This window comes from Luteibacter jiangsuensis, assembly GCF_030812295.1.
GTDB lineage: Bacteria > Pseudomonadota > Gammaproteobacteria > Xanthomonadales > Rhodanobacteraceae > Luteibacter > Luteibacter jiangsuensis_A.
Map to the genome: position 1 here is coordinate 672,525 of NZ_JAUSSK010000002.1, position 24,523 is coordinate 697,047.

Annotated in this window: 20 protein-coding genes; 8 read left to right on the top strand and 12 right to left on the bottom strand. The window is 66.3% G+C overall.

Annotation, left to right across the window (positions count from 1 at the left end):
- Window positions 1-212: 212 nt before the first annotated feature.
- From J2T07_RS08300 to pepN, 4 genes are all read right to left on the bottom strand, one after another.
- The gene (locus J2T07_RS08300) at window positions 213-2,549 is read right to left on the bottom strand and encodes a Tex family protein (protein ID WP_306848901.1); all 2,337 of its coding nucleotides are present in this window, start codon (window positions 2,547-2,549) and stop codon (window positions 213-215) included.
- Between the two features lie 104 nt (window positions 2,550-2,653).
- On the bottom strand, window positions 2,654-3,412 hold the full coding sequence (locus J2T07_RS08305; protein ID WP_306848902.1) for an RDD family protein: 759 nt from the start codon (window positions 3,410-3,412) through the stop codon (window positions 2,654-2,656).
- Window positions 3,413-3,528: 116 nt separating this feature from the next.
- Complete coding sequence (gene mnmG / locus J2T07_RS08310) at window positions 3,529-5,403, bottom strand: tRNA uridine-5-carboxymethylaminomethyl(34) synthesis enzyme MnmG (RefSeq protein ID WP_306848904.1); 1,875 nt, start codon at window positions 5,401-5,403, stop codon at window positions 3,529-3,531.
- A gap of 490 nt (window positions 5,404-5,893) precedes the next feature.
- Window positions 5,894-8,542, bottom strand: a complete 2,649-nt coding sequence (pepN, locus tag J2T07_RS08315) for an aminopeptidase N (RefSeq protein WP_306848906.1) — start codon at window positions 8,540-8,542, stop codon at window positions 5,894-5,896.
- Window positions 8,543-8,616: 74 nt separating this feature from the next.
- Here pepN and J2T07_RS08320 point away from each other — a divergent pair, with 74 nt between their 5' ends.
- The 4 genes from J2T07_RS08320 to J2T07_RS08335 all read left to right on the top strand — a co-directional run bounded on the left by J2T07_RS08320 (window position 8,617) and on the right by J2T07_RS08335 (window position 12,224).
- Window positions 8,617-9,621: an aldose 1-epimerase gene (locus J2T07_RS08320; RefSeq protein WP_306848908.1), complete on the top strand. Its 1,005-nt coding sequence runs from the start codon at window positions 8,617-8,619 to the stop codon at window positions 9,619-9,621.
- Complete coding sequence (locus J2T07_RS08325; RefSeq protein WP_306848909.1) at window positions 9,618-10,586, top strand: threonine ammonia-lyase; 969 nt, start codon at window positions 9,618-9,620, stop codon at window positions 10,584-10,586. Before J2T07_RS08320 ends, J2T07_RS08325 begins: the two co-directional genes overlap by 4 nt.
- Window positions 10,587-10,729: 143 nt before the next feature.
- Window positions 10,730-11,278, top strand: coding sequence for a DNA-3-methyladenine glycosylase I (locus J2T07_RS08330; RefSeq protein ID WP_306848911.1), 549 nt, complete (start codon window positions 10,730-10,732; stop codon window positions 11,276-11,278).
- A 46-nt stretch (window positions 11,279-11,324) separates the two neighbouring features.
- A complete protein-coding gene (locus tag J2T07_RS08335) occupies window positions 11,325-12,224 on the top strand; it encodes a DUF72 domain-containing protein (RefSeq protein ID WP_306848913.1) in 900 nt (299 codons plus the stop codon).
- On the opposite strand, the gene bioC is transcribed toward J2T07_RS08335, so the two are convergent.
- The 5 genes from bioC to bioB are packed head-to-tail and all read right to left on the bottom strand — an operon-like array spanning window position 12,201 to window position 16,848.
- Window positions 12,201-13,088, bottom strand: coding sequence for a malonyl-ACP O-methyltransferase BioC (bioC, locus tag J2T07_RS08340; RefSeq protein WP_306848915.1), 888 nt, complete (start codon window positions 13,086-13,088; stop codon window positions 12,201-12,203). The two genes, J2T07_RS08335 and bioC, sit on opposite strands and share 24 nt — an antisense overlap.
- Window positions 13,085-13,858, bottom strand: coding sequence for a pimeloyl-ACP methyl ester esterase BioH (bioH, locus tag J2T07_RS08345; RefSeq protein ID WP_306848917.1), 774 nt, complete (start codon window positions 13,856-13,858; stop codon window positions 13,085-13,087). The genes bioC and bioH overlap by 4 nt, the downstream gene beginning before the upstream one ends.
- On the bottom strand, window positions 13,855-14,592 hold the full coding sequence (locus J2T07_RS08350) for a sulfurtransferase (RefSeq protein ID WP_306848919.1): 738 nt from the start codon (window positions 14,590-14,592) through the stop codon (window positions 13,855-13,857). Before J2T07_RS08350 ends, bioH begins: the two co-directional genes overlap by 4 nt.
- 28 nt (window positions 14,593-14,620) lie before the next feature.
- Window positions 14,621-15,814 carry an aminotransferase class I/II-fold pyridoxal phosphate-dependent enzyme gene (locus J2T07_RS08355; protein ID WP_306848920.1) on the bottom strand — a complete coding sequence of 398 codons (1,194 nt, stop codon included), beginning with the start codon at window positions 15,812-15,814 and terminating at the stop codon, window positions 14,621-14,623.
- 23 nt (window positions 15,815-15,837) lie between these two features.
- Entirely contained in the window at window positions 15,838-16,848 is a 1,011-nt protein-coding gene (gene bioB / locus J2T07_RS08360; RefSeq protein WP_306848921.1) for a biotin synthase BioB, read from the bottom strand.
- A 138-nt stretch (window positions 16,849-16,986) separates the two neighbouring features.
- On the opposite strand from bioB, the gene J2T07_RS08365 reads away from it, so the two are divergent.
- Together J2T07_RS08365 and J2T07_RS08370 are read left to right on the top strand one after the other, a co-directional pair.
- The gene (locus J2T07_RS08365; RefSeq protein ID WP_306848922.1) at window positions 16,987-17,190 is read left to right on the top strand and encodes a hypothetical protein; all 204 of its coding nucleotides are present in this window, start codon (window positions 16,987-16,989) and stop codon (window positions 17,188-17,190) included.
- 15 nt (window positions 17,191-17,205) lie between these two features.
- Entirely contained in the window at window positions 17,206-17,925 is a 720-nt protein-coding gene (locus J2T07_RS08370; RefSeq protein ID WP_306848923.1) for a ComF family protein, read from the top strand.
- Here J2T07_RS08370 and J2T07_RS08375 read toward each other — a convergent pair.
- From J2T07_RS08375 to ubiA, 3 genes are all read right to left on the bottom strand, one after another.
- Window positions 17,922-19,418, bottom strand: coding sequence for a CehA/McbA family metallohydrolase (locus tag J2T07_RS08375; RefSeq protein WP_306848924.1), 1,497 nt, complete (start codon window positions 19,416-19,418; stop codon window positions 17,922-17,924). The genes J2T07_RS08370 and J2T07_RS08375 overlap by 4 nt on opposite strands.
- Window positions 19,418-21,907, bottom strand: a complete 2,490-nt coding sequence (locus tag J2T07_RS08380; protein WP_306848925.1) for a TonB-dependent receptor — start codon at window positions 21,905-21,907, stop codon at window positions 19,418-19,420. Before J2T07_RS08380 ends, J2T07_RS08375 begins: the two co-directional genes overlap by 1 nt.
- Window positions 21,908-22,048: 141 nt before the next feature.
- Window positions 22,049-23,056 (bottom strand): 4-hydroxybenzoate octaprenyltransferase, encoded by a 1,008-nt coding sequence (gene ubiA, locus J2T07_RS08385; protein WP_430539330.1) that lies wholly within the window; start codon window positions 23,054-23,056, stop codon window positions 22,049-22,051.
- Between the two features lie 114 nt (window positions 23,057-23,170).
- Here ubiA and J2T07_RS08390 point away from each other — a divergent pair, with 114 nt between their 5' ends.
- Together J2T07_RS08390 and J2T07_RS08395 are read left to right on the top strand one after the other, a co-directional pair.
- A complete protein-coding gene (locus tag J2T07_RS08390; RefSeq protein WP_306848927.1) occupies window positions 23,171-23,812 on the top strand; it encodes a hypothetical protein in 642 nt (213 codons plus the stop codon).
- Entirely contained in the window at window positions 23,812-24,513 is a 702-nt protein-coding gene (locus tag J2T07_RS08395; protein ID WP_306848929.1) for a fimbria/pilus chaperone family protein, read from the top strand. The genes J2T07_RS08390 and J2T07_RS08395 overlap by 1 nt, the downstream gene beginning before the upstream one ends.
- The last annotated feature ends 10 nt before the right edge of the window (window positions 24,514-24,523 follow it).

The following is a 24,523-nucleotide window of genomic DNA, read 5'->3' on the forward strand; positions in this document are numbered from 1 at the left end:
TTAGAGAAACGTTACGGTAATGGAAGCCATACGGCGGCGCATGCTGCGCTGCGGTAGGGCGAATGGCGGGTTGCCGGGCCGGGCGCCGCGCGTGGCGGCCGCTCCTGTGGGCACGGGAGCGGCGCGAGGAAAGCCGTCAGTGGTCGAGCCATTGCCGGCGCCGTGAGGTCCGGCATCCGGCTTGAGAAATCCCCTAGTCGCGTCGGCCCTTCCTACTTCTTCAAGGCCCGCGAGAACGCATCCGCAAAGGCGCTGTTGGCGGGCGCGGCGGCGGGCTTGGCCGGCTGTGCCGGACGACCGCCACCCTGCGGCCCGCGGCGGTTGCCTCCGCCTGCCGGCGCCTCGTCGCGCGCCCCTGGCCGGCCGCCACGGGCTTCGCCCGGTACATCGTCCAGGCGCATGCTGAGGGCGATGCGCTTACGCGGCAGGTCGATCTCCATCACCTTGACCTTCACGATGTCGCCAGCCTTCACCGCGTCGCGGGGATCCTTCACGAAGGTGTGCGACAGCGCCGAGACGTGGACGAGACCGTCCTGGTGCACGCCGATGTCGACGAAGGCGCCGAACGCGGCCACGTTGGTCACGCGTCCCTCGAGCACCATGCCGACCTTGAGGTCTTTCAGGTCTTCGACGCCCTCGGCGAAACTCGGCGCCACGAATTCAGGGCGCGGGTCGCGCCCCGGCTTTTCCAGTTCCTTGAGGATGTCGCGCACGGTCGGCACGCCGAAGGTCTGGTCGGTGAAATCCTCGGGCTTGAGGCCGCGCAGGAACGACGTGTCGCCGATCACCTGCTTCACTTCGCGGCCGCACTGCTTGAGGATGCGTTCGACCACCGGATATGCCTCGGGGTGCACCGAGCTGGCGTCGAGCGGATTGCTGCCGCCGGTGATGCGCAGGAAGCCCGCGCACTGCTCGAAGGCCTTGTCGCCAAGGCGCGGCACCTTGAGCAGATCCTTGCGGCTCGGGAACGGGCCGTTCGCGTCGCGGTGCTTCACCACGTTCTCCGCCACGCTGGAAGAGAGGCCGGCCACGCGCGAGAGCAGGGGGGCCGAGGCGGTGTTCACGTCGACGCCCACCGCGTTCACGCAGTCTTCCACGCGCGCGTCGAGCGCACGGGCCAGCTTCACCTGGTTCACATCGTGCTGGTATTGGCCGACACCGATCGCCTTCGGCTCGATCTTCACCAGTTCGGCGAGCGGGTCCTGCAAGCGCCGCGCGATGGAAACGGCCCCGCGGATCGAGACATCGAGCTCGGGAAATTCCTTCGACGCGAGTTCGGAGGCCGAGTACACCGACGCCCCCGCTTCGCTCACCACGACCTTGGAAAGATTCAGGTCGGCGTGCTTGCGCATCGTCTCACCGACGAGCTTGTCGGTCTCGCGCGACGCGGTACCGTTGCCGATGGCCACGAGGTTCACGCCATGCTGCTTGGTCAGCTGGGCGATGCGGGCGATGGACTGGTCCCACTGGTTGCGCGGTTCGTGCGGGTAGATGGTGTCGTAGGCGAGCAGCTTGCCCGTGGCATCGACGATGGCCAGCTTGCAGCCGGTGCGGATGCCCGGGTCCAGCCCCATTACCGTTCTGGCGCCGGCCGGTGCGGCCAGCAGCAGGTCCTTGAGGTTTTCACCGAACACGCGGATGGCTTCGTCTTCCGCGTACTCGCGCACGCGGCCGAAGAGATCGAGGGTGAGGTGCAGGTGCAGCTTCACGCGCCAGGTGAGGCGCACGGTCTCGCGCAGCCACGCATCGGCGCGGCGGCCGCGGTCGACGATGCCGGCGCGTGCGGCGACGCGGCCTTCGCCTTCGGCGTGGCCCTGGTCGGCGTCGACGCCCGGGTTGAGGTCGATCTCCAGCACGCCTTCGTTACGCGCGCGCATCAGGGCGAGCAGGCGATGCGAAGGGATCTTCGAAACGGGCTCCGCATGGTCGAAATAGTCGCGGAACTTCGCACCCTCGGTTTCCTTGCCCGGAACGACGGTCGCGCGGATCTGGCCCTTCTCCCACAGCCAGTCGCGCAACTCGCCGACGAGGGTGGCGTCCTCGGCGATCGTCTCCATGAGGATGGCGCGGGCACCATCCAGCGCGGCCTTGGTGTCCGCCACGCCCTTTTCCATGTCGACGAAGCCTGCCGCGAACGTTTCCGGGTCGAGCGTCGGGTCTTCGCGCAGGCCGATCGCCAACGGCTCCAGGCCCGCCTCGCGGGCGATCTGTGCCTTGGTGCGTCGCTTGGGCTTGTAGGGGAGATACAGGTCCTCCAGGCGCGCCTTGGTGTCGGCGGCGAGGATGTCGGCGCGCAGGGCGTCGGTCATCTTGCCCTGCTCGGCGATGCTGTCGAGGATGGCCGTACGGCGGTCTTCGAGTTCGCGCAGGTAGCGCAGGCGCTCTTCCAGCAGGCGCAACTGGATGTCGTCGAGACCTCCGGTCACTTCCTTGCGGTAGCGTGCGATGAAGGGCACGGTGGCGCCGCCATCGAGGAGTTCCACCGCCGCGCGCACCTGTTCGGGCTTGGCGGCGATGTCCTGGGCAATACGTTGTTCGATGCTCTGCATGTCGTTCCTGTGCGTGACTCGGCCGGCCGAACGTCGGGCCGGGCCGGGGATGATAGCAAGGCACGGGAAGACCCCGGCCGGGAGGCCGGGGTTGGGCGGAACCGTCAGGCGTCGAAGCTGCCGCTCGTGCCGCTACGTGGGGCGGGTGCGGCGGCCTTGTCGGCGCGCCCGGTCAGCACATAGGTGCTGGCCAGGAGGTCGTGCACGCCCTGCTTGCGCTGGGTAAAGGCGGCCGTGACGTAAAAGACCATGGGGACGAGGAAGGTGAAGGCGTTGACCAGGCGAATCGCATTGCGTCCGGCGGCGCGGCCCACGCTGATGCGCTTGCCTTCCGTGTCGGTGACGCGGATGCCCACCGCCATCTTGCCCGGCGTGGCCTGCCACTTCGAGCTTTCGAAGGCCGCGTAGTAGACGAAGCCGATCACCAGAAGCACGTAGGTGATCGGCTGCACGGCCATGGCATAGGCCGAGATCGCCGCCGTCTGGTCCGATTCCATCTGGCTGAGAAGTTTCGTCATCGCCGCACCGAGGCCCATGCTCAGGCTGATGATCGTGAAGGGCACCATCAGGATCAGGTAGTCGATCACCCAGGCACCGAAACGCAGCCAGAAGCCGGCGTACTCGGGCTCGGCGATGTCGGTGACGCCCATGAACGGCGGCGGTGCGGGCGGGGGCATCGGCGGGACGCTGCCGGCGGCGGGGCGCTCGTCCGGGAACAATTCGCCCAGCGGACGCCAGTCCGTCATGCCTTCATGCCAGCCGAGTTCCTCCGGGCGGCAGGTGCCGTCGCGCAACCACTGGCGGATTTCCTCGTCCGCGTAGGGGCCGAAGCGCTCGCCGTTTCGTCCGATCCAGACTTGCATGGTGGTCCTTCCACTCGCTAACTCGATGGGAGCGATGATGCCAGATGGCCGGTGACGACGCCGACTGCTGGTGGTCATGCAACGTCGGCGACGGCGCGTGGCGCGCCGGGTTCCCCTCAGGCCGCCCGGCGCTTCAGATGCACCAGCAACAGTGAAATCGCGGCGGGCGTGACGCCGCTGATGCGTGCGGCCTGTCCGATCGTCGCGGGCAGGGAGCGTTTGAGTTTCAACAGGACCTCGGCGGAAAGGCCGCGCACGCGGTCGTAATCGAAGCCGTCGGGTATCGCCGTGGTCTCGTGCCGCCGCTGGCGCTCGATCTCCTCGCGCTGGCGCTCCAGGTAGCCGGAATACTTCGCTTGCACCTCCACCTGCGTCGCCACCTCGGCGTCGTCCACCCCAGGTCCGAGCTCGGCCACCGTCCTCAGCTTCGCGTAGTCCATCTCGGGACGACGGAGCAGGTCCAGGGCGTGCGTCTCGCGGCTGACGGCGATGCCGAGCGCGTGTTCGATGGCTGCCCCCAACGCGTTGCCCGGGGCGGCCCATAAACCACGCAGGCGCGCGGTCTCGCGCTCGGTGGCCTCGCGCTTGGCTTCCAGGCGCTGGAAGCGTGCGTCCGACACCACGCCGCGCGCATGGCCCTGCGGCGTCAGTCGCAGGTCGGCGTTGTCCTCGCGCAGGTGCAGCCGGTATTCGGCGCGCGAGGTGAACATGCGATAGGGCTCGATCGTTCCGTTGGTCGTCAGGTCGTCGATGAGCACGCCGATATAGGCTTCATCGCGGCGCGGACACCACGGCGCTTCGCCACGAATGGCGAGCGCGGCGTTCATGCCGGCGATGAGCCCCTGCGCTCCGGCTTCTTCGTAGCCCGTCGTCCCATTGATCTGGCCGGCGAAATACAGGCCGGGAATGCCCTTGGTTTCCAACCAGGGGTGCAAGCCGCGAGGATCGAAGTAGTCGTATTCGATGGCGTAACCGGGGCGCGTGATATGCGCGCGCTCGAAACCCGGGATCGAGCGGACCAGCGCGTACTGCACGTCGAAGGGCAGCGACGTGGAAATGCCGTTGGGGTAGATCTCGAAGGTGTCCAGGCCCTCCGGTTCGACGAAGATCTGATGAGAGGTCTTATCGGCGAAGCGGACGACCTTGTCTTCGATCGAGGGGCAATACCGTGGACCGACACCCTCGATTTGTCCACTGTACAGCGGCGAGCGATCGAGCGAGCCGCGGATGAGGTCATGCGTCGCTTCGGTCGTGTGGGTAATCCAGCAACTCACCTGGCGCGGGTGATCGGCCGCCGAGCCCAGGAAGGAGAAGTGCGGCATGGGATCGTCGCCCGGCTGCTCGTCCAGCACGGAGAAATCGATGCTGCGGCTATCGATGCGCGGCGGCGTTCCTGTCTTCAGCCGGTCGGCGGCGACAGGTAGTTCGCGCAGCTTCGCGGCCAACGCCGACGCTGGCGGATCACCCGCCCGGCCACCGGCGTACTGCGCTTGCCCGATATGGATCTTGCCGGCCAGGAACGTGCCGGCTGTCAGCACGACGGACGCGGCGTGGAAGTCGAGGCCCATCTGCGTGCGTACACCGGCGACCCGTCCTCCGACGAGGATGAGGTCGTCCACCGCTTGCTGGAACAGTACGAGGTTCGGTTGCGTCTCCACCATGGCGCGGATGGCGGCCTTGTAGAGGGTGCGATCGGCCTGGCAGCGCGTCGCGCGCACCGCCGGGCCTTTCGATGCGTTGAGCGTGCGCCACTGGATACCCGCGCGGTCCGCCGCGATGCCCATGGCGCCGCCGAGCGCATCGATCTCCTTGACCAGGTGGCCCTTGCCGATCCCGCCGATCGCGGGATTGCAGCTCATCTGGCCGATGGTCTCGATGTTGTGGCTGAGCAGCAGCGTGCGCGCACCCGCGCGCGAGGCCGCGAGCGCGGCCTCGGTGCCGGCGTGTCCGCCACCGACCACGATGACATCGAAGGTTTCGCTATGCAGCATGGGAATCAGGCGTAGGAAGGCAGGAAGCAGGGCGTGATTTTACGCGGTACGGACGGGCGCCGCTCGACAGGAACCCGGGCCCGGGCGCGACGACGTGGCATGACTCGTGCTTGTCAGTCCACGCACTTCCACCGGGCAGACGCAGCGCGACGATACGCGCGCCGAGGCCGAACGACAGGGGTTTGGCCGTGTGCCGGAGGAAGGAAGCGGGATGCGGGCAGGGATGCCCCATTCGGTTCGAATGAGATCTGGCGCCCGGCGGTCTCAGGAACAGGGGGAATCCAGGATGACCGTGTTGCCGGGCGCCAGAAACCGAGTGACTGGCACAAAGAGCCGCGGCTATGCCGCGGCTTTCTTCGTTGGGTCGAACATTACACCGTCGGAATGAACCGTGTGTGACTTTTTCGTCAACGAGGTGCTCCAAATCGGCAATTGGTGACGCGGTGCGTCAGTTTCTCCCCTGCATTGAGACCCTGCGCACATTTCTTTCTCAACCCAGGGCGACCCGGGCCAGGATATCGGTGAGGTCCCGGGACAGGTCCTTCCGGCTGGCCAGTTCCGCCACCACGGCATGCGCCGCCTCCCGTCGCACGGGCTCCAGCCGCTTCCAGCCATTGAACGCCGTCGCGACCCGCGCCGCCACCTGCGGATTGAGCGAGTCGACCGCGACCAGGCGATCCGCCAACCAGCGATAGGCCGCTCCGTCCGCGCGATGGAAGCCGGTGGGATTGGCCCGGGCAAAACTGCCCAGCAACGACTGGACACGGTTCGGGTTCTTCAGCATGAACGCTTGATCGTCCTCCAGTGCCTGCACCCGCGCCAGGGCGTCGGCTCCGGGCAACAAGGCCTGCATGGCGAACCACTTGTCGAGGGCCAGCGCGTTGCCGTCGTACCGCTGGCGGAAATGCGCGATCGCCGCCTCGGCGGCGTGGGCGTCGAGCGTGGCCAGCGTGGTCAGGGCCGCGAGGCGGTCGGTCATGCCGGGTGCCTGTTCGTACTGCGCGCGCGCCAGTTCCCGCGCCTCGCCCGGCTGGATCAAGGCGTACAGATCGAGGACCCTGCGCTTCAGCTGGCGCCGCGCCTGGCTGGGGGCATCCAGCGCCGCGGTGGTCTCCGAACGCAGCCCCGCATAGCGGGCGCGCAGCGCCTCCGCCCCGATACGCTGGGCCAGCTTGCGCAGCATGGCCTGACGGGCGATGCGGATGCGGTCCGGATCGCGCTCCGCCTGGCGCTCCACCAGCTCGATCTCGCCCGGCGGCGTCAGCAATTCGGCGAGCAGGGCGTCGTCCACGCCCTTGTCGTTGAACAGATGGGTCAGGGCTTCGGTCCATGCGCGCAAGGCCGAGCCTTCGACGTTACCGTCCCGGCAATCGTCGTAGGCGAGCCCGGCCAGTTGCTGTCCGGCCTCCCAGCGGTTGAAGCCATCGGGATCGTGGCGGAGCAGGATGGCCAGCTCCCCGGGAACATAATCGCATTCGAGGATGACCGGCGCGGAGAAGCCGCGTAAGAGCGAAGGTACGGGCGAGGCATCGACGTCTTCGAATACGAAGCCGCGTTCCGCGCTATCGAGCACCACGGTGCGTTCCGTCGCACCGGCGGCGGCTTCACCTTCGAGGCGAAGCGGCAAGGCCTTGCCCGATTGGTCGAACAGCGACAGGCGCACGGGAATGGGCAGCGCCTGTTTCGCGGTCTGGCCCGCGGTGGCAGGCGTGCGTTGCCGAAGCGTCAGACGATACCGCCGTTGCGCGGCATCGAATCGCCCTTCGGCGGATAGCCGCGGCGTGCCCGCCTGCCCGTACCAGGCGAGATACGGCGACAGGTCGGTGCCGTTGGCATCGCCGAGCGCCGTGAGGAAATCCTCGATCGTGGCGGCCTGGCCGTCGTGCCGCTCGAAATAACGGTCCATGCCTTTGCGGAAGCCCTCCTGACCGAGGTGGCCGGCGAGCATGCGAACCAATTCAGAACCCTTTTCGTAAACGGTGGCGGTATAGAAGTTGTTTATCTCGCTGTACTGCGAGGGGCGCACCGGATGCGACAAGGGGCCGGCATCCTCGGGGAACTGCGCGCGCCGGAGCAGGGCCACATCCTCGATCCGCTTGAGCGGCGCCGAGTTCATGTCGGCGGAGAAGCTCTGCTCGCGGAACACGGTGAGGCCTTCCTTCAGGCTCAGCTGGAACCAGTCGCGACAGGTGACGCGATTGCCGCTCCAGTTATGGAAATACTCGTGGGCGACCACGGCCTCGACGTGGCGGTACTCGTCGTCGGTGCTCGAATCCGGGTCGGCCAGCAGGTACTTCGCATTGAAGATGTTGAGACCCTTGTTTTCCATCGCGCCCATGTTGAAGTCGTGCGTGGCGACCACATGGAAGACGTCGAGGTCGTAGTTGCGCCCGTACGTCCGTTCATCCCACTGCATCGAGCGGATCAATGAATCCATCGCGTAGTCGCAACGGTCGATGACATCCGCTTCCGCCCAGATGTGCAGCGCGACGGCGCGGCCATCGGCGGTGGTGTAGTCGTGGCTGATCCGCTCGAGGCGGCCCGCCACCACGGCGAACAGATAGCTCGGCTTCGGATGTGGGTCGACGAAGCGCGCCCAGTGGCGGCCATCCGCTAGCACGCCCTCCCCATCGGGATTGCCACCGGCGAGCAGCACCGGAAAGCGATCGTGGTCGGCGCGCAAGGTCACGGTATAGCGCGACAGCACGTCGGGCCGGTCGGGAAAGAAGGTGATGTGGCGGAAACCTTCCGCCTCGCATTGCGTCAGCAGGAACCCGCGGTCGCGGCTGCCGGACAGGTACAGGCCCTCGAAGGCGGTGTTCTCCGCCGGGTGCACGGCCACCCGCGTATTCACCGTGCAGCGCTCGGCGTCGATGGCGATTTCCAGCACGCCATCGGCCAGGATGTACTCGCCCTCGGCGAGGGTCCGCCCGTCCACGCCCAGCGACAACAATTCCAGGCCCTCGCCGTTCAGTCGTATCGGCTCGTCCGCCTGGCGGACGAGTTCGAGCGTGGCGGCGACCTCCGTACGATCGATGCCAAGGTCGAACTCCAGGGCCACGTGCTCGACGGACCATGCCGGGGGGCGGTAGTCGGCGAGGCGGATGACGGAGGTGGGGGCGTCGGAACGATCGCTCATGGCGGCACTACAACAGTTGTCTGGTAAGGCAGGCAGGCTAACATGCGCTCGGAATCGTCAAAAGGAAGTTTCCCATGTCCCGTTTCAGCGTTACGCGTTCCCGTCTTGGCGCCCAGGAGCTGGTGGTACTGGTCGATGCCGACGCCGACCGCGAGGTCCGTATCGCCCGGCGTGGCGCCACCGTGCTCTCGATCGGCACATGCTGGCGCGACGAACAGCGCGATATCGCGGATGGTTTTCGCGACGAGCAGGAGCTTGTAGGCCACAAAGGCTCCCGCTTCGCGATCATGACGCCGTTCGCAAACCGGGTTAACGATTCACGGTATACATTTGAAGGAAAAACCTACGATTTGCAGCCAGGTGCCGTGGGCGCCGATCGCGCCAGCCGCCACGGCTTCTTGCGAGGTGTTCTCTTCGACGTGCAGCGGGAGCATGCCGACGACGACAAGGCATCCATCACGCTGGTCACTCATGCCATCCGTCCCGATGCGAACGCGGGCTACCCCTTCGCGCTGGATTTCAGCGTGACGTTCACGCTTGGTGACCAGGGCCTAGCGGTGGAGGCGAAGACACGCAACGTGGGCGAACACGCTGCCCCGACGTTCTTCGGCTGGCATCCTTACTTCCGCTTGTCGGATAACCCGATCGAAGGCTGGGAGCTGCACGTGCCGGCCGACAAGGTGATCGCCACGGACAAGGATTTCATCCCCTTGCCGGGAACGCGGGCATGGCAGGCCATCGACAAGGCCGATCGCGGCCTGGATTTCCGCAAGACGAAAGCCATCGGCGACAGGCAACTGAACCACACCTACGCGGACCTCCAGCTGGACCCCGACGGCAAGGCGCGCACGCGCCTGCGCGATCCGAAATCCGGCATGGGCATCGCCGTCTGGCAGGAGAAGGGCGTGATGCTGGTATTCACCGCCGACACGGCCGAACGCGATGCACGCAAGTCGGTGGCGCTCGAACCGATGGAGTGCATGCCGGATGCGTTCAATCGTGACGATTGCGCGCCGCTCGTTACACTGGCGCCGGGCCAGGAGCGCCGCTTCGTCTGTGGCGTGGAGTTCGACGCGTGAACCTTCCCAGCTTCGCGGATGTGCGCGACGCGGCGGCCCGCATCGCGCCGCACGCCTGGGTCACCCCGGTGCTGCGCAGCGATCGCATCGACGACCTCGTCGGCACGCGCGTCGTATTCAAGTGCGAAAACCTGCAACGGGGCGGGGCATTCAAGTTCCGCGGCGCCACGAACGCCGTGTGGTCGCTTTCCGGAGAGGAGGCGGCATGTGGGGTGGTGACTCACTCCTCGGGCAATCACGGCAACGCGCTGGCCATGGCGGCGCGCACGCGAGGCATTCCCGCCCACGTCGTGATTCCCGAGGGCGCCGTGAAAACGAAGGTCGATGCGATCGTCGCCGCCGGCGCGACCGTGCACCGGTGTGCGCCGACTACCTCGGCGCGCGAGGCGCTGGCCTCCGCCTTGCAGGCCAGCACCGGTGCGACCCTGGTCCATCCCTATGCCGACGCAGGGGTGATGGCGGGACAAGGCACGCTCGTGCCAGAGCTGTTTCGCCAGGCCCCGGGGCTGGATACCGTACTGTTTCCCATCGGCGGCGGTGGGCTGGCTTCCGGTTGTTCGATCGCGGCGCATGGCATCGATCCGGCTATCGCGCTGTTCGGCGCGGAACCGGAAGGCGCCGACGATGCCGCCCGCTCGCTCGAGGCGGACGAACGCGTGGGGCCATTCGTGGCCGATACGATCTGCGACGGCCTGCGCACGCTGATCGGCGAACCCAACTTCCACGCCCTACGCGATCATGGCGTGGTCGCGTTGCGCGTCAGCGACTCGGAATGCATCGAGGCAATGAAGTTGCTCTGGACCGAGTTGCGCCTCGTCGTCGAGGTTTCCAGTGCGACGGTGCTCGCGGCCATGCTGCGTTATCCCGCGCGCTTCGCCGGGCGTCGCGTCGGTGTGGTCCTCACCGGGGGTAACGTGGACCTGGACGCGCTGCCGTGGTGCCCTTCTCCACTACGATCGCGCTGACGGCGCCGCCCAACGCGATGACGGCGTCCCGCGCCGCTACCGGTCATGGCATGCGGACGTGTGTCAAGGCGGCGAGCGGACATCGTCGCCGGCCTCGCGTGGCTATTCTTGCCCTTCCTTAAGCGCAAATACGGGGGTGGCGGATGCGCTGCCAATGGGCCGAACGCAGCGACGCGGAACGCGTCTACCACGACACCGAATGGGGCGTGCCCGTCCATGACGATCGTGGTCTGTTCGAATGGCTGGCGCTGCGCGGGTCTCAAGCGGGCCTGGCCTGGCGCACGGTGCTCGCCAAGCGCAAGTCCTACCACCTCGCCTTTCATGGTTTCGACATCGCACGCATCGCGGCGATGACCGATGCGGAGCTCGCCACCGTGCTGCGCGATCGCGGCGTGATCCGGCATCGCCTCAAGATCGAATCCATACGCGGCAACGCGCGTGCGAGCTTGCGTGTTATCGACGATGTGGGTTCGTTATCCGCCTACCTTTGGTCGTTCGTCGGCGATTCTCCGCAGAAGAACGCGTGGCAACATGACGCACAGGTGCCGATGCGCAGCCCCGCCTCCGACCGCATGAGCGCGGCGATGCGCAAGCGCGGGTTCCGTTTCGCCGGCACGGCCATCTGCTACGCGGTGATGCAGTCGGTGGGCATGGTCAATGACCATGTCGTCGGCTGTCATCGTTATCGATGACGCCGCGTTCACCATCGCTGCACCGGTGGCGCATTGACATGGGGGCATGGCTACCACTCGCATCGGCATCTCCGGCTGGCGCTACTCGCCTTGGCGTGGCGTTTTCTATCCCTCCGATCTCGTCCAGCGGGACGAACTCGCCTACGCGTCGCGGCAATTTCCGACGATCGAACTGAACGGCTCGTTCTACTCCTTACAACGGCCCGAAAGCTATCGGTCATGGTATGAGGCCACGCCCAAGGGCTTCGTCTTCGCCGTGAAAGGCCCGCGCTTCATCACGCACACCCTGCGCCTGCGTGACATCGAAAGGCCGTTGGCGAATTTCTTCGCCTCGGGAGTGCTCGCCCTGCGCGAGAAGCTGGGACCCATCCTCTGGCAGTTTCCCCCGAGCTTCCGCTTCGAGCCGGAGCGGTTCGAAGCCTTCCTTGCGCTGTTGCCGACCAACGTGAAGGCCGCGGCGGCGCTTGGCCGCAGGCATGACATGCACCTGAAGCGGGAACCCTTCCTCGAGGTGGCTCGCAATCACCGATTGCGTCATGCCGTGGAGATCCGGAATGAAAGCTTCGTGGATCCCTCGTTCATCGCCTTGTTGCGCAAGTACGGTATCGCCTTCGTCGTGGCCGATACGGCGGGCAAGTTCCCGCGCTATTTCGACGTCACGGCACCGTTCGTATACGTGCGCCTGCATGGTGACGAGGAACTCTATGCCAGTGGGTATGGCGAGGTGGCCCTGGCCGATTGGGCCCGGCGTATTCGCGCATGGCGCCGTGGCGCGCAGCCTGCCGGAGACCCGCGTATCGCCAGGTCGGCGCCGCCCAGGCGCACGTCCCGCGACATCTACGTTTACTTCGACAACGACGTCAAGGTGAAAGCCCCGGGCGACGCGCACGCCCTGGCCGCGTTGCTCTGTCCCCAGGTGGGATCAGAACGGGGTCTTGCGCCGTGAGCCACGAAGGTTCTCGACCGGGAAACTGGCGATCTCGCCACCGCCTTCGCGCCGCGATTGCCCGGCGGGCGGTCCCCATGCGTGCGCCGTGACCACTTCCCAGGTCGAAGGGACGACACCTTCGCTGCGCATGGCCTCATAGGCGTCGAGCATGCGCTTGTAATGCTGTTTGCCGGTCAGTCCACGAGGGCGGTCGGCGTCGGCGTTGTTCGCGCCCAGGCCCTTCAGTTCATCCAGCAGCGCGCGAGGGGTGGGGTAGGTCAACGTGTAGCGCTCGGCGAAAAGCACGGGATCGCGCAGGCCCTGGGCCAGCATGGCGTCGCCGATGTCGTGCATGTCGAGGAAGCGCGCCACATGCGCGTACTGGTCGGCTTCAGCCCAGGCCGCACGCAATTCCTTCAAGGTATCGGGGCCGAACGTGGAGAAGGTGAGCAGCCCGCCCGGCTTCAGCACGCGGGCGCACTCGGCGAACAGGCGGGAGAGGTCTTCGCACCACTGGAAACAGAGGTTGGAAAAGAGCACGTCGACGCTGCGATCCGGCACCGGCAACGTGTACGCATCGGCGACGACGCGGCCGAAGGGTTTCAACCACGACGCATTCTGCCGGGCCTGCTTCAGCATCGGCAGCGCAAGGTCGATGGCGATCACCTGTGCCTTCGGATAGCGCTTTTTCAGTGCCGCGCTGCCTCGGCCGGTGCCGGCACCGACGTCGAGGACGATTTCCGGCGCCGCTTCGTAGATATCGAGCCGGTCGACCAGGGTCGTCTGCACTTCGCGCTGTAGTGCATCGTGCTTTTCATAGCTGCCGGCGGCGCGGCCGAAATTGCGGCGAACTTGGCGTCGATCGAAGTGGAAGTCGCTCATGCGTCTGCGTCGGTGAATTGTGTCAGGACATCCGCCACGGCGGCGGCGTGTCCGATGAAAGGGGCGTGACCGGCATGGGCGATCTCGGCGAAATGGCCATGTGCCGTCCCGGCGGACCAGCGCATCGCCTCGGGATGGACAATGCGGTCGCGACGGCCCGCAATCCATAGGCTCGGCGGTCGGAGGCGGGCCAGGGACGGTCGCAGGTCCGTCGCCTCGAGCAGGCGGAGTCCTTCCAGCAGCACACGCGGGTCGGGCTCACCACGGGCGAAAGCTTCCTCTTTCAACCGGCGCGCCTCGCTGCGCGGATCGGCGCTGCCCATGGCCTCCAGGGCGATGAACCGCTCCACGGTGGCCATGTAGTCGTCCTCGAGATCGGCGGCCAGGCGGTGGACCATGGCCACGTCGTTGCCGTACGGCCAGTCCTCGCCCCGCACGAAGCAGGGTGTGGAACACATGGGGACCACCGCATGCACGGCTCCCGGCACGTCGAGCGCGGCGGCCAGGGCCACGAGGCCGCCCATCGACCAGCCCAGCCACGTGGCCGGTGGCGTCGCGGCGGCGATCGCACGCGCGCAGGCGAGCGGTTCAAGCGGGATATCCGAATCGCGGGAGTAGCCATGGCCCGGCAGGTCGACGACGTACATCGTGCAGCGTGCCGCCAACGCCTCGACCAGTGGCGCGAAAATGCCGCCGTGCATGGCCCAGCCATGGATCATCACCAGCGGTACCGGGCCGGTGCCATGGGTTTCGATGTGCAGGCCGCTCATGCCTTGCGGCTCGGCGCGAGCGATGGATCGACCGCGCCGCGTTCATCGAAAACGAAGCAGTCGCCGCGCCAGTGGGCACCGCCCACCTCTTCGAAATACTTGAGGATGCCGCCTTCGAGCTGGAACACGTTCGCGATGCCGATCTCACGCATGTGGATGGCGGCCTTCTCGCAGCGGATGCCGCCCGTGCAAAACGAGACCACGGTCTTTCCCTCGAACCGTTCGCGGTCGGCGGCGACGGCAGTGGGAAAGCCGGTGAAACTGGACAAGCCATAGTCGACGGTGTTCTCGAACGTTCCCGCCGCCACTTCGTAATCGTTACGGGTGTCCAGCAAGACCACTTCGCGGCCGGCATCGTCATGACCGCGGTCGAGCCAGCGGCGCAGGTCCGCAGGCAGCACGTGTGGCGCCCGCCCCTCCGCGGGACGAATGGCCGGCGCGTGCATCGTGATGATTTCCTTCTTCAGGCGCACACGCATCCGGCGGAAGGGTGGTGCATCGGACAGGCTCTCCTTCGGCGCGAGGTCGGCGAAGCGCGGGTCCTCGCGCAACCAACCGATGAAGGCGGTGACGGCGTCACGGGGTGCGGCCAGGAACAGGTTGATGCCTTCGGGCGCGAGCAGGATGGTGCCCTTGAGGGCGAGGGCTTCGCTGCGTTCGACGATCCGCGCCCGCAGGGCGTGCAGGTCGTCGAGGCCGACGAACTTGTAGGCGGAGATGTTGAGGATCGTCATCGTCATGACCGGCGGGTGTGACCGCCCATTATACGGCCGCGCTTTCCAGGGCACGGGGCAAGCGGCCCAGCGCGTCCAGCAGGGCGTCGATCCGCTTCGGCGTGTGCGTCGCGGAAAGGGTGATGCGTAGCCGCGCGCCGCCCGGCGGCACGGTGGGCGGACGAATCGCCACGACCAGGAATCCCGCGGCTTCCAGCGTCGCGGCGGCGGCCATGGCGGCCCCGGTGGAGCCGATGAGCAGGGGCTGGATGGCGGTCGTCGAGGGCATGAGGCGCAGGCCGAGTTGGGCGGCACCGGCGCGGAATCGCGCGATGTTCGCCCCCAGGCGGTCACGGCGGCCCTCGGGATCGGTACGCACGAGGCGTATGGCTGCCCGGGTGGCGGCGGCGAGTGCCGCCGGCATGGCGGTCGTATACACGTAGGTACGGGCGAATTGGGTGATCGCCTCGATGACGGACGCATCGCCTGCCACAAACGCGCCCGCGCAACCCAGTGCCTTGCCCAGGGTACCCATGAGGACGGGAACGTCCTTGGCGCCGAGGCCCGCCGCCGCGACCGAACCCGCGCCCTGTGGCCCCATGACGCCCAGGCCGTGCGCGTCATCCACGTAGAGCATGGCGCCACGCTCCTGGCAGATGGTGGCGAGCATGGCGAGTGGCGCCACGTCGCCATCCATGCTGAATACGCCGTCGGTGGCGACCAGCGCGGGCAATCCGGGGCGGGCGTCGAGCTGGCGGGCGGCACCGTGTGCGTCGACATGGGGGTAGCGGCGCAACTCCGCGCCAGCCAGATGGGCACCGTCGACGAGGCTGGCGTGATTGAGCCGGTCCTGTACGCAGAGGGCCCCCGTCCGGCCTTGCACTGGCATCGCTCCCGCGCTTAGCAGGGCCTGCAGGGTGCCGAGGTTGGCCATGACACCGGTAGAGAATAGCAACGCCCGTTCGCGACCGGTCCAGTCGGCCAGTTCCTCCTCCAGCGCGGCATGCTCGCCGCGGTGGCCTGCCACGAGGTGCGCCGCCCCGGTACCGACGCCCTCGGCGGCGGCCGTGCGTGTGAAAGCGGCGACGAGATGGCGATGGCCGGCGAGGCCGAGATAGTCGTTGCCGCAGAAATCCGCCAGCACGCGCCCGTCGACGAGACGCCGGTCGCCACCCAGGACGTCGCAGGTGCGGGTCTGACGCAGCAGGCCAGCCTGTGCGCGTCCGGCCCGGGCGGCTTCCATGCGTGCTCGGAGATCGGGCCGGTTCACGCGGTGGCGTGGTCGTGGGCGACGATGTCGGCGTGCACCGTGCCTGGCTCGATCTCGATTTCCATCGGCTTGAGGCCGAGGCGTTCGAACAGGCGGCGGTCGTGCTCGACGTCGGGATTGCCGGTGGTCAGCAGCTTTTCGCCGTAGAAGATGGAGTTGGCCCCGGCGGCGAAGCACAGCGCCTGCAACGCGTCGTCCATGCTTTCGCGGCCAGCGGAGAGGCGCACCACGGAGGCGGGCATCAGGATCCGGGCGACTGCGATGCTGCGCACGAACTCGAACGGGTCGAGCGCCTCGGTGCCGGCCAGGGGCGTGCCCGCGACCTGCACCAGGCGGTTGATCGGCACCGATTCCGGGTGCTCGGGCAGGTTGGCCAGCGTCGCCAGCAGGCCGGCACGCTGCGCGCGCGACTCGCCCATGCCCACGATGCCGCCGCAACAGGTCCGCAATCCCGCCTCGCGCACATGTTCGAGCGTATCCAGGCGATCCTGGTACTCGCGCGTATGGATGATCTCGCCGTAGAAATCCGGGGAGGTGTCCAGGTTGTGGTTGTAGAAATCCAGTCCCGCGGCTTTCAGCGTATCGGCTTGCGGCTGGCTGAGCATGCCCAGCGTGGCGCAGGTCTGCAGACCCAGCGATTTCACCGCGCTGACGATCTCGGCCACCTTGGCCACGTCGCGGTCCTTGGGCGAGCGCCACGCGGCGCCCATGCAGAAGCGGCTTGCGCCCGCATCCTTGGCGGCCTGCGCCTTGGCCAGGACAGCCTCCACGCTCATCAGCTTCTCGGCCTTCACGCCTGTTGCGTAGCGCGCCGCCTGCGGACAGTAGGCGCAATCCTCGGGGCAGCCGCCGGTCTTGATCGAGAGCAGGGTGGAGACCTGCACCGCGTTGGGATCGTGGTACTGCCGGTGGATGGTCTGCGCCTTGAAGAGCAGGTCGTTGAACGGCAAGGCGAAAAGGCGCTCGACCTCTTCGCGGGACCAGTCGTGGCGGATGGCTGTGGTCATGGTGGGTTCCCAGGGGGCGAAGGCGCGCAGTGTGGAAACCCCGGTAGCCACTGTCAACCTTAACGACCTTTTGCAAGTTGACGTCGTATACGCCACCCCTGCCGTACGATGGCATCGAACCCCACGAGGAGGCGACCGATGAGCGATGGACAGGGCAGCAGCGGCAACGTGCTTGCGGCGATCTGCAGTTTCTTCATCCCGGGCCTGGGCCAGCTGGTGCAAGGGCGCGTTTTCAAGGCGCTGGTGATGTTCGTGCTGGCCGCGGTGCTCTGGGTGATCTGGCTGGGGTGGATCATCCACCTTTGGTCGATCGTCGACGCGGCCATGTTCCGGCGCCCCTGAGCACGGACCGGACGCATGGATGCGTTCCATTGGAAGGAACGCCTCGCATCGGCGCGAGGCTTCATCCTTCCGCCGCGCTGCCTGCTTTGCGCCGCCGCGGGCCGGGGCGGCCACGAACTATGCGCGGGCTGCCGGTCCATGTTGATCCGCAACCTGTCTTCGTGCGGGCGCTGCGCCGTTCCGCTGGCCGAGCCGACGACGGTGTGCGGACGATGCCGGCAGCATCCCCGGCCCTGGGCCGACGTTTGGGTACCTTTCGCCTATGCGTGGCCACTGGACACGATCGAGATGCGCTTCAAGTTCGGCGGCAGCCTCGCGGCGGGGCGCGCGCTCTCGGAGTGCTGGATGGAGGCCGGGCCGCCGCCGCTCATGCCCGAGCTGATCGTGCCGGTGCCGCTGCATGGACGCCGGTTGCGCGCCCGCGGCTATAACCAGGCGTTGGAACTGGCCCGGCCGCTGGCGCGACGTTACCGCTTGCCGCTGGCACACGATGTGCTGTGCCGCGTGCGAACGACCCAGGCGCAGACGGATCTCGACGCGGCCGCTCGCGCGGACAACGTGCGCGCTGCGTTTGCGGTAAGCCGTGTACCGCGGCAGAAGCATGTGGCCGTCGTCGACGATGTCATGACCACGGGCGCGACGCTTGCCGAGTGCGTTGGCACATTGTTGGCGGCCGGTGTCGAGCGGGTGGACGTGTGGGCATTGGCGAGGACGCCGTTGCCAACTCTCGGCTAGTGATTCACGTAAACCGGATTGCCCAGGATCAGCAGCTTGCCCTCCGCCGAGCGTACGTCCACGCGCAACCAGTGCGGCTTGCCATCGCTCGTCCAATCGAACGCCACCTCGCCATTCGCCGGTATGCGCTTCACCGGCACACCGTCGAACGGCCTGCCGTCGATCGTCACCGCGATGTCGCTTCCCTGCAGTGCCGTGGTGCGAACGACCACATGGAGCGTCGCGCCACCCACCACCATGATCGCATCACCCATCGTGGCGTGCGAGGAGCCGTTGCTTGCGAGCACATCCAGTGTCCGGTCGCGCGAACCCTCCGTGTCGACGAATACATGCCCTGCGCGAATGCCATCGAGAATGCCTTCCATCGATAGTTCGCGCGCGTGCACGACCGTCGTCGGCGTGCCGATCACGCCAGCGAGTGGGTCACGCGGATCATCCGTGCCGACATGGCTGTCGCTGCCGCCGATGGCGGTGATGCGAAGCCCTGCGTTCAACTGGGTTTCCCAGAAGGGTATGCCTGTGTCTGCACGTTCGGCATCACGGCCGTTCACGGCCTCGATGGCCTGGAATCCGTGCATGTCCACCGGTCCAATCGGCGTGAACCCGCAGCCCATGCAGGTTTCGTCGTTCGGCCGGCGTGGGTGATTGACCGAGATCAGCCCGTGCGCGCGCGCGACGTCGGCCAGCAGCGCGTTCCAGTCCGGCACCTGCTTGCTCCCTACACGGAAGTCGACGGTACGGGAGACGCCGAACAGATTGGCGTGGCCGGAGAACGTGGTGATCTCACGCGCCGGGATGAGCAACATGGTGTCGAAGTACGGCTGCATCTCGCGCAGTCCGGATACCTGCGACATGGTGTTGTGCTCGGACACGGCGATGAAATCCAGTCCCCGTTTCGCGGCCGAGGCCACCGTGAAGAACAGGGGGCAAGGTACCTTCCTGGTGCCGGAGGCGCTGAGGCAGTTGCCGTCGCTGTGCGCCGAATGCATGTGCAGATCACCGCGATACCAGCGCTCCCTCGTGGACAGGGGCGCGGTCAGCCCATGTTCCGGGCCAAAACCTTCGTCATCCCCCGACAGCCAAACCCGCGCCGTATAGGAGGCCTTCGATGCGGGGCGGATGTTCGGGATGCCCAGTAGCAGCCGCCACCGTCCCGGCACGATGGCCCCGGGGAGGAAGGAAGCCGTGGCATCGGTGGCGGATACGGTGAACCGCCGCTTGCTGCCGCCACTCCATCCACGGAAGCCATCCTGCGCCTCGAACCCACCCGGCCCGAGCAGGCCCAGGTCGATGGTGGTGTGTTCCTCGCGGCCCGTGTATTCGACATCGATGGTGATCCGCGACGTGCCGCCAGGTACGTCGAAGGGCACCTCGCGATACGTATGCTGGTCGGCACCGGTAAGCTCGCCCCGGAGGACGAGGTCGGGCGCGCGCTCCGCCGCCGTGGCAACGGCGGCGAAACAGGACAGCAGAAGGGCGATCAGCGCCCGCATCAGAAACGGTACATCGCGGCGAGGCGGAACGAGCGGCCAAGCAGCGGGCGCGCGATGAACGTGTTGGCGCCTGCATCGGAGCTGGCCAGTTCGCCAGCGCGCGGGTTGCCCTCGGTGAGCCCCAGCGAATTGGTGATGTTGTCGGCGTAGAGGAACAGCGAGAGTTGTGGTGTCGCGTCATAGCGCGCGCTGGCGCCCACGACGTGGTACGAAGGCAGCACGACCGAGTTTGCCGTGTCGACGTAACGCTTGCCCTCGTGCTCATACGACACTTGCAGGCGCAGGCGACCGTCGAGCAGGTTCACCCCCGGGACGATGCGGTAACTGACCTTGGGCACGCGGATCAGCTGGTTGTCGTCGTAATCGCGAAGCACCGGCGCGCCGGCGACCACGTCGGTGTAGCTCAGGCCCTTGTATTTCGGGTCCTGCAACGTGGCATTGAACTGCACGTCGAACCACTTGGTCGGGTACAGCGTGCCTTCGAGCTCCAGTCCATAGGTCTTGGTGTTCGCGTAGCCCGTCTGCGGCGTGGAGGTATTGCCGTTACGGTCGAACACGTTGTTGGTGAAACTGACATTGTCGTACTTGGTGTAGAACGCCGTCGCGTACAGGTCCATGAAGCGGTCGCTGTACTTCCAGCCGGCCTCGGCGAGGTCCATCGTCTGCAGTAGCGGCGTGGCCGTCGGGTTGGTGATGTACGTGCTGAGGTTGGGCAGCCGGAAGGCCGAGGTCCAGCGCGCGAACAGGCCCTGGCGCGGCGAGAACTGCCAGTTGGCGCCGAGGGTCCAACCCGTCTTGTCGAACGACTGGTCGTAGTGGGCGAGCTGTCCGTTGCCAGTGAGCACCTGCGTGGCCGCCGGTGAGCCGCCGATATCGACGGTCTGCTTGCCTTCGGTATAGCCCTCCACGTTCACTTTCTCCCAACGTACGCCACCGTCGATGCGCAACTCCGGCGTGACTTGCCATTCGTCGGAAGCGTAGAAAGCGTTGGTCTTCGACTTGCCGCTGGCGTGTTCCCACTCGTACCCGTAGCGATAGAAGCCGTGGTCGGTCAACGAACCTACGACGTTGCCATTGGCATCCACGCCCACGAGGTCGAGCAGGCGGGCATTGTCCTGGGCATCGGTCAGCACGGTCGAGGAGTAACGGTCGAAATCCTGCTCGAAGTTGGCGTGGTAATAGCCGAAGGTGACGTCGTGGCTCTGGTCGCCGAATTCGAACTTGCGCAGTACGCGCGTATCGTTGATGAATTCGTCCAACGGCAAGGTCACGCCGCGAAGGCCTTCGGTCACGACCAGCCCGTTGCCGTTCTGGTTCGCCACGTTGAAGACTTGCGAAGGGTTGTCGACGTAGCGGAACTGCAGCGCCGTGGCGCCCGGAATGCTCGACAGGCGTTTGCTGTCCTGGGTGATGAATGAGCCGGCGCTCTGCAACGCGTTCGGGAAAACACCGTTGCGTTGGGTGTCGGTGGTGCTGTAGCGCATCGATTCAGCCAGCTTCCAGTCGTCGCCGAGATCGTGGTCGAACTTGAACGACACCTGGGTACGCTTCACGTGCGTGCCTTCGGCGTTGTCGAAATCGTAGAGACCGCCACCGGCTTCGCGCATCTGCAGGTGCTCGGTCTCGGGGCCGGCCAATGTGCCGTAGTTGCCGTTGAAGCCGGGGACGGCGCGAATGTCACCGTTGGCGTTGGTACGCATCGGGATGCCGAGGTAAAGGGCGACCTTGTCGTCCATGTGCTTCACGTCGAAGCTGATATCTCCGTGCTCGAGCTCCTTCGACAGCGTCGCGCGCAACTGGCCGCCGTCATCGGCGTTGAACTGTGGTCGGCGCACGCCATCGTCCACGCGCCAGAAACCGCCGACGCCGAGCTTCCAACCGCCGCCGATCGGTGTGCCGTACCAGAAATCGAGCCGGTTCAGCGAATAATTGCCGACGGTGTACTTCACCAGGCCTTCCGCCGTGTCGCCAACCTTGCGTGGGATGAAGTTGATCGCGCCGGCCGGTGCATTCGAGTAGAACACCGACGAGGGGCCACCGCGGACCACCTCGACGCGTTCGATCGTCTCGTCGAGGCGGAAGGCCTGGTCGGCGTTGAGGTAGCCCAGCGCGGGATCGTGCTGTACCGGGATGCCATCCTCGAGCAAGGTCACCGACCCGTAACCGTCCACCGGGATGCCGCGTGCACGGATGTTGCCCGAGGCTTCGCCGCCGGACGATTCCACCCAGAAGCCGGGAACGGATTTCACCGCTTCGGTGACGCTGGTCGGCGCCTGCATGCGCAGGCGATCCTCGTCGATCGTGGTGATCGAGTAACTGGTCTCGGCCTTGGTCCGGGTTTCCACGCCGGAGCGTGCCGTGACCACGACATTGTCGAGGTCGGTCGTCTTCTTCTCGGGGTTGCTGTCTTGCGCGTGGGTGGCGGCGGAAACGAGCAACGCGCCGGCGAGCGCCGAGCGCACGGCACGGCTGAGCAGGGTCTTACGCATTTTGGTCATCCGGGGAAGGAGGCGGGAGGCCCGCAATCCGCAGGAACTTATGCGTTAGCGATGACGGAACGGCTGAGGTTTCATGACGATCCCATTTCAATCGAGCAAAATGATGACCGTCGCCTCACGCTGTGATCTCGGTCACATGGCGAGGGCGATGACGATGCCGAGCCAAAGTGCCAGCCCCACCCAGTTGTTATGACGAAATGCGGTGAGGCACGCGGCGCGATCGCGGTCGCGCATGATCCATTGCTGGTAGGCGAACAGTCCGGCCGTAGCGGCCAGGCCGATCCAGTACGGCCAATCCAGCGCTGAACGCGTCCCCACGAGCAGCATCGCCAGCAAGAACGTGCCCATGAGTATGCCGATGATGACGAGGTCGGCATCGGCGAACAGGATGGCTGTGGACTTGGCGCCAGCCTTGATGTCTTCGTCGCGGTCCACCATCGCGTATTCGGTGTCGTAGATCACCGACCAGAGGATGTTGGCGATGAACAGCAGCCATGCCACTGGAGGCACGGTGTTCGTCACCGCCGCGAACGCCATGGGAATCGACCAGCCGAACGCGGCGCCGAGCACCACCTGGGGCAGGTTGGTATAGCGCTTGGTAAACGGGTAGACCGCGGCCAGCGCCGCCCCGGCGAAGGAGAGCAGGATGGTGAGCTTGTTGGTGAAGAGCACCAGGATGAACGAGAACAGCAGCAAACCGCCGAAGATCGCCAGCGCTTCACGCGGTGTCACGCGTCCACTGGCGATGGGACGCCCGGCCGTCCGCGCCACCTGTGGGTCCAGCTTGCGGTCGGCATAGTCGTTGATGGCGCAACCCGCCGAGCGCATGGCGAAGACGCCAAGGGTGAAGATGACCAGCGGGCCGATGGGCGGGAAGTCTTTCGCGGCGAGCCACAGCGCCCACCAGGTCGGCCACATCAGCAGGAGCGCGCCGATAGGCCGGTCCATGCGCGTGAGCACGAGATAGGCGTGGATCTTCTCGCGCCGAGCGGGCGGCAGGCCTTTCAAGAGGAAGGCGAGCACGCGCTCGGCGTTGGTCGAAGCATCGGCGGGGCGGGCTGCCGGCGTCGCCGTGGCGGTCTTGCGGGCGGCAGGCGTTGCCTTGCGACGTGGGGAAGGCTTGCGGGACGTGGGGCTCATGCGGAGAAGTCTAGCCGACCCGGCAAAGTAGATATCGGTTTTAGGAGTAATCCTATGTCGGCCAACGCTGCGCCGTCACTATGATGCCGCCTCGCTTCAAGGAGAACGTGCGAGATGCGTCATATTGCTTTGTCTACCGGTGTCACCCTGGCGCTTCTGACGCCGCTGGCCGCCATGGCCACCGACAGCGCTGAACTCAAAGTCTCCGGTACGATCACGCCGGCGTCGTGCAGCGTGTCGATCCTCGGTCCGTCGGAAGTGCAGCTCGACCCGGTGAAGCTCGCGGATTTCGCTCCGGGCCAGGATCTGTCGCTTGAGACGAAGGATGCGAACCTGAGTATCGATTGCCAGGGCACTCCTGCGCGATTCCGCCTGAAGGCCGTCGATTCCGGTGAAGGCGTCTCCACCGATGGCGCCAATCACTACAGTCTCGGCAGGAACGAGCAGGGCGGCAGCAACAAGCCGAATGGTTACTTCAAGCTGAGCATCGATGCCGGCGCCATGACATCGAAGTACGTGTTGAAGTCCATCGACAGCGGCGTGGGCCAGGCGTGGGGCACGCCCGGGACTGGCGAGGTGGCATTCGACCATGACGGGGAAGCATTCGCTTTCGCCAACGAGGCCGACGCGACCGAGCCGGCCGCCCTGACCGACCTGACGGTGCCGCTGAAGATCGCCGCGGTGCTGGCAAAGGATCCGGTCGTCAACGAAGACGTGGCGCTTTCCGGAAGGGCCACCATCGAAATTTTCTATTGATGCGCCGTGTCCTCGCCGTCGCGCTGTCGGGCCTGTTCCCGGTGGCGCCGGCCTTTGCGGATGGCATGCTGCCGGAGACCTCCGTCGTCATCGTCTACGAAGACAAGGGCGAGGCGACGATCAATGTCAGGAACAGCGATCCGAGACCCTCGCTGCTGCATGTGATGTTGCAGGACATTCCCGAAGACGCCGAGCCGTTGTTGTTCGTCACGCCTCCGGTGTCCCGGGTCGAGCCCGGTGAGAGCCAGCTCGTCAGGTTCATCCTGCGTAACGCCGAGCCCCTCAAGACGCAGCGCATGAAGCGGGTGGTATTCGAAGGGCTGCAGCCGAAGAACAAGCTGCAGCCGGGTCGTGCCACGGTTTCAGTGAACATCCGGCAGAACCTCCCGGTGATCCTGCATCCCAAGGGCCTGGCCCCGAACCGGGAACCGTGGAAGGGGCTGACCTGGACCATCGCCGGGGGCGAGCTCGTCGTTCGCAACGACACCCCTTACGTGGTGCGCATGGGTCAGGAAGTGGTTCTCCTGCCGATGATGACCTCGGTGCGGGTTCCGGCCGGTTACGTTCTGCCCGGAAGCCGCCACGCGCTGCCATTACCCGAAAGCGTCAGGAACGCCACGGCGGTACGGTTGTACCCGGCGACCGTCTACGGCTTCGCCGTGGATTCTTACGACGCGTCGTTGTCCATTGCCACAGACTGAGTGGCGAGGC